General features: G+C 68.6%; 2 protein-coding genes and 1 pseudogene. 1 reads left to right on the top strand and 2 read right to left on the bottom strand.

What is annotated here, in order from left to right; genetic code table 11:
• Both FNH08_RS49490 and FNH08_RS49495 read right to left on the bottom strand, forming a co-directional pair.
• Positions 1–374: pseudogene (locus FNH08_RS49490) on the bottom strand (hypothetical protein); the annotation flags it as partial.
• Complete coding sequence (locus FNH08_RS49495; protein WP_322726658.1) at positions 371–976, bottom strand: carbonic anhydrase; 606 nt, start codon at positions 974–976, stop codon at positions 371–373. The gene FNH08_RS49495 and the pseudogene FNH08_RS49490, both read right to left, overlap by 4 nt.
• Before the next feature lie 337 nt (positions 977–1,313).
• Between FNH08_RS49495 and FNH08_RS52875 the strand changes: the two genes are divergently transcribed.
• Positions 1,314–1,885, top strand: a 572-nt coding sequence (locus tag FNH08_RS52875; RefSeq protein WP_228034861.1) for a response regulator transcription factor, incomplete at its 3' end; no start/stop codon positions are given.

Below are 1,885 nucleotides of genomic sequence, written 5' to 3' on the forward strand. Positions count from 1 at the left end.
TCCTTGGACAGTTTCGAGAACAGTCCGGCCCCGGGTCCCTTGGGCCCCTTGGGCGCCTGGGGGTCCGTACGGGACTTGGGGCCCCTGGCCGCCTCGGGTGGTGAGTAACCCGGCCCCGGCTGCGACGGCGGATGCGACGGGGGAGGCGGGGTCGCCCACGCGTCGTGGCGCGGGGGTGCCCCCCAGTCGTCCTGGGGCGCGGCGGGCGCCGAGTGGGCCCCGGCGGGCACCCATTCGTCCGGGACCCCCGCCCAGGGGTCCTGTGGAGCGGAGCCGGCCTGCTGCTGTCCCGGTGCGTTGACCCACACCGTGTGGCCCGCGCCGACCGGTCCCACGTTCTGGGCCTTGGCGTGCCTCCCGTGCGTGCCGCTCATACGGCGTGCTCCCGGAACAGGCCGTCCTCGTCCAACTCATGCACCTGGCCGCTGTCCACCTCGTAGTACCAGCCGTGCAGGCGCAGCCGCCCCGAGTCGAGGCGCTCCTTCGCCGCCGGGTAACTCCGCAGCGCTGCCAGCTGGTTGACGATGTTGAGCTGCACCACGTCGGACAGCGAGGGGTCGGCCAGGCTTCCGTCGATCAGCGGCGCGAGGCTCGGGCGGGCCAGCTCCAGCCAGGCGTCCACGCCGGGCAGCCCGGACAGGTCGTCACCGGACTTGAGAGCGCCCATCGCGCCACAGTGGGAATGGCCACACACGACGATGTCCTGAACGCCGAGCACCTCCAGTGCGTACTCGATGGTGGCGGCCTCGCCCGACGCGCCGGGTTGTCCATAGGGTGGAACGATATTTCCCGCGTTCCGTAGCTCGAATATCTCTCCGGGCTGTGCACCCGTGATCAGGGCGGGTATGACCCGTGAGTCCGAGCAGGTAATGAACAACGCCTCGGGATATTGACCTTCGGCCAGTTTCCGGTATTCGCCGCTTTCGAAGTCGGCCCGTCGCTTGAGCGTGCGGGCGTGGTCCAGCAATGCCTTCACGGTTCCTCCCGGCAGGGGGTATGTGGCCAGGTCAGGGTTACGTCATGAGTGGGTTCGACCAGGCCGTACTCACCGTAGAACAGCGACTGCCAGACGAAGGTTAGGGGAACACTAAAACGCGGCCAGGAATGGACCAGACTTTGTCCGGGCACCTCAGAGGGACCTTAAGAGAACGTCAACGGTCGACGTCCGGACGGTTTTTGAGCGTCTGCTCACATTGTCCAGGATTCGCGCGACATACCATTGACGGCTCTTGTAGCGTGTCAACTCCACGGAACGGAATTCCTGCTGTCCGGACGCGTGGTGACGTTGACGGTTCACGGAGAGACGGGATGGCATGGGCGTACGAGTGCTGCTCATCGAGGACGACCAGACGATCGCCGAACCGCTCGCCGAGGGGCTGGGCCACTTCGGGCTGGCGGTGAACCACGTCGGCACCGGCACCGAGGGGCTGAGGGGGCCGTACGGCGATGTCGTGCTGCTCGACCTGGGCCTGCCGGACATGGACGGCATCGACGTCTGCCGTGGCATCCGGCAGACCTCCGACGTCCCGATCATCATCCTCAGCGCGCGGGGCGAGGAGGCCGACCGCGTGCTCGGCCTCGAACTGGGCGCGGACGACTACCTGGCGAAACCATTCAGCATGCGTGAGCTGGTGGCACGTGTACGCGCGGTGACTCGGCGGACGCAACGCGCCGGGCAGGCCGGGCAGGCTGGACAGACCGGGCAGGCCGGGCAGTCCACGGGCGCGGACGCCTACGGGCCTGGTACGGGTACGGGTACGGGTGGAGGGTTCGGCGTCCCGGAGGTCGGCGCTGAGCCCTTCGGAGCCCCCGCCGCGTCGAGCGCGCGGGCGGCTGAATCCTGGGCGCGGGGCGGGGAGTCTTTAGGGGGAGAGTCGTTCGGGGG

The sequence above is a fragment of the Streptomyces spongiae genome, assembly GCF_009377185.1.
Taxonomy (GTDB): Bacteria; Actinomycetota; Actinomycetes; order Streptomycetales; family Streptomycetaceae; genus Streptomyces; species Streptomyces spongiae.